4 protein-coding genes are annotated in these 3,688 nt (G+C 51.3%); all 4 read left to right on the top strand.

What is annotated here, in order from left to right; translation table 11 throughout:
* The gene (gene mtnP / locus QF669_03705; GenBank protein MDP6456549.1) at positions 1-819 is read left to right on the top strand and encodes an S-methyl-5'-thioadenosine phosphorylase; all 819 of its coding nucleotides are present in this window, start codon (positions 1-3) and stop codon (positions 817-819) included.
* A complete protein-coding gene (locus QF669_03700) occupies positions 812-1,333 on the top strand; it encodes an adenine phosphoribosyltransferase (protein MDP6456548.1) in 522 nt (173 codons plus the stop codon). Before mtnP ends, QF669_03700 begins: the two co-directional genes overlap by 8 nt.
* 149 nt (positions 1,334-1,482) lie before the next feature.
* The gene (locus QF669_03695) at positions 1,483-2,772 is read left to right on the top strand and encodes an amino acid permease (GenBank protein ID MDP6456547.1); all 1,290 of its coding nucleotides are present in this window, start codon (positions 1,483-1,485) and stop codon (positions 2,770-2,772) included.
* 4 nt (positions 2,773-2,776) lie between these two features.
* On the top strand, positions 2,777-3,688 hold a 912-nt coding region (locus QF669_03690), incomplete at its 3' end, for an ArgE/DapE family deacylase (GenBank protein MDP6456546.1).

Genomic DNA, 3,688 nt, shown 5'->3' with positions numbered 1-3,688 from the left:
GTGAATCGTTGGAGGAGCAGAGAAATGTCCGATGAAATTAAAATAGGTATTATGGGTGGTTCGGGGCTGGAAGATCCGGCATTTATTGATGATTACTCAATTACCAAAGTTGAAACACCTTACGGTGATCCAAGTTCTGATCTCATCGTCGGCAAGATAGATAACGTACCTGTTGTCATTATTTCAAGGCATGGCGAAGGGCATACCATCAATCCCACCAATGTGAACTATCGCGCCAATATCTGGTCTCTGAAGGAACAGGGTTGCACCCATATTTTGGCTACAACAGCCTGTGGTTCTCTGAAAGAAAAGATAAAACCGGGTGATTTCGTTTTTCCTGACCAGTTTGTCGATCGAACCACCAAGCGGACTGCTACATTTTATGATGATTCCACCGTTCAGCACGTCCCTATGGGAACACCATTTTGCGCAACAACATCAGCTGTCCTACAGGATCAGGCTGAAAAGCTCGGTTTGTCATCCCACCCGCAAGGAACAGTGGTGACCATCGAAGGGCCGAGATTCAGCTCCAAAGCTGAGAGTATGATATTCAGATCCTGGGATTGCGACATAATAAATATGTCCACTGTTCCTGAAGTTGTTTTGGCCCGGGAGCTGGGGATCTGTTACCAGAATATCGCCATGAGTACGGATTACGACTGCTGGCATGAAAGCGAGGAGGAGGTGAGCATTGAACTGGTATTTGCTGTTATGGCAAAGAATGCCGAAACGGTAAAAAAGCTGATCAAAAACACCATACCTGCTTTGTCGAACGAAGATTGTGAATGTCGGTCATTTTACAGGAGCATCAATGAATAAAGACAAAATAAAGAACGCCATCAGGAACATTCCTGACTTCCCCAAACCTGGGATTCAGTTCAAGGACATTACAACTCTGTTGCTTGATCACGATGCATTTAGTGAATCTATCGAAATCTTTTGTGACGAGTTTGAGACTAGTGAGATTGATCTGATTGTTGGCATTGAAAGCAGAGGATTCATATTTGGTGCTCCTTTGGCTCTGAGACTGGGTTGCCCTTTCGCTATTGCGAGAAAACCGGGCAAACTCCCGGCTGAAACAGTGTCGGCAGAATACAAACTTGAGTATGGAACGGACTCTGTTGAGATTCACAAAGACGCTATCAAAGAAGGCGACAAAGTTCTCATCATAGATGATTTGATTGCTACAGGTGGGACGGCTCAAGCGGTAGGAGAACTGGTGACAAAGTGTCAAGGAGATATCACCGGGTTTGCATTCCTCATCAACCTGGCTGAACTCAAGGGTTCAGACAAACTCAAGCCTCATCCTGTTTTTGCTATTATTGACTGCTGACCGTTTCATCTGCCTCAAAGCTGATCCAACCTCTTCTCTACCGATAGTCTTAAAAGATTCATATCCTTGGCGGCGCACTTCCTCTGGCGTACTGTTAGATAATTCTCTAAACTTCCTTCCTCATGGAACACGACTCTCCGCCAGCCGAAATGAAACGCGTCATCGGTCTACTCGATACTACCATGATCAGTGTTGGTGCTATCCTCGCCTCGGGTATCTTCCTTGTACCAGCCACCATCGCCCTTCACATTCAGTCACCATCACTCACACTAATGCTCTGGATCGGCGGCGGTATTATCTCCCTCTTCGGTGCTCTCTCTGTAGCTGAACTGGGCGCAGCCCTGCCCCGCTCGGGCGGACAGTACGTCTACCTGACGGAAGCCTACGGACCCGTCTGGGGATTCCTCTACGGCTGGTCGGCACTCAGCGTCATCAACACCGCTTCTATTGCCGCCATCGGCGTCGCCTTCGCTGAATACTTAAGCTACTTCGCTCCGCTCACCTCAATCGGCGTTCAAGTTGTAGCAATAGTATCCGTTGTCCTGCTTACATCCATCAACGTTATCGGCGTCAGAACGGGTATCTGGACACAGAACATTCTGACATTTATCAAAGTAGGCATCTTCGGCGGCATCATTATTCTCGGGCTGGTACTGCCGGGTGGCGATATGCGCCACCTTTCTGGGACAGCTGAATTCACCCCTTCTCTCGGTTCTATCGGACTGGCCATGGTTGCTATCCTCTGGACATACGACGCATGGATTGAAATCAGTTATGTTGCCGGTGAGATTAAGAACCCCGGCCGCAATATTCCCCTCGCTTCACTGCTGTCCATGGTTGTCATTATTGCCATTTACGGCCTCGCCAATTTTGTTTTTATCTATGCCTTATCGACGGAGAAGATGGCCTCCTCAACACTTGTAGCATCAGACGCTGCTAAAGTCTTCCTCGGCCCCGCAGGGGCGTCTCTGATAGCTATGGCAATCCTCATTTCGACGCTCGGCGCCAACAACGCCAACATTCTGACCAGCGCCCGGGTCACCTACGCTATGGCCCGCGAAAAACGATTCGTCCGTGCTGCAGCGGCGATCCACTCCAAGTTCAAGACGCCGGCTAACGCCCTGATTCTTCAGGGAGCCTGGGCCGCCATTCTCACCTTTACGGGATCGTATGACCAGCTCATCACCTATATGATTTTCGCTTCCTGGATTTTCTACGGTATGTCCGCCGGCGCGGTGATTATTCTAAGGAAGAAGCGCCCTGACTTGGCGCGGCCGTACCGTGTCTGGGGATACCCGTGGGTGCCTGTCATCTTCATAATCTTCGCTCTCTGGCTGACAGCCAATACAATCCTGGAAGCGCCCCGGGATGCGGCCATCGGCGCTGGCTTGATTCTTCTGGGACTCCCTGCCTATTTTTATTGGAATGCAAAAAGGTGAGTGTATGATGAAGACAGTCAAACTGATATCAGAAGCCGTCGATTCTCTCAGAGACGATATCGTCCGCTACTGCCAGAAGCTCACTCAGACGCCGAGCCTGCCAGATGAGGAACATGAAGTCCAAGAACTTGTAAGCCATAAACTCAAATCATTGGGCATGGAAGTGGATGTTTTCCCCAGCCGGTTCGATGAGCTGAAAAGCCATCCCGCGTTCTGTAATGACGGTTTTTCTCCCGACTCCCGTATAGACGTGGTGGCTCGCTGGAGAGGTGGTGATAAAACGGCTGGCCGTTCCCTGATACTGAATGGCCATGTGGATGTGGTGGGCACAGGGGATGAATCTCTTTGGCACGATTCCCCCTGGAGCGGAGCCGTCAGAGATGGGAAGCTCTACGGGCGCGGATCGTGTGACATGAAATCTGGACTGACAGCGGCCATCTTTGCCATTCAGTCACTGCAACAGATCGGCTTCCGACCGGCTGGTGATATACTACTGCAAAGCGTCGTTGGAGAGGAGACAGGCGGTGTGGGAACTCTGGCCACCATCGTGAAGGGATACACTGCCGACGCCGCGGTCATCCTCGAACCGACGAATCTCAAGGTCTGTCCCGTCCAGTCCGGCGCGCTCACATTCCGACTTTCGGTCCCCGGCAAGGCTACCCACGCCGCCATGAAGAAGGACGGCGTCAGCGCCATCGAGAAGTTCTCTCTTTTGCTGGAAGCCATACACCAACTTGAGGTCCGTCGCCATGAGGAGAATGGTCATCCCCTCTATGACGATCCTTCCCACATCGCCCCTGTCAACATTGGGACGATTCACGGCGGCCAGTGGCACTCAACCGTCCCCGAGGAAGTGGTGGCGGAAGGACGGTTTGGCGTCTTTCCGGAGGAGTCGGTCGAGGAGGCCAGAGCGTCC

It is taken from the genome of Candidatus Neomarinimicrobiota bacterium (assembly GCA_030743815.1).
Classification (GTDB): Bacteria; Fidelibacterota; Marinisomatia; order Marinisomatales; family S15-B10; genus UBA2146.
The sequence above is the reverse complement of the archived record's forward strand: the minus strand, read 5'-3'. Positions and strand labels throughout refer to the sequence as shown.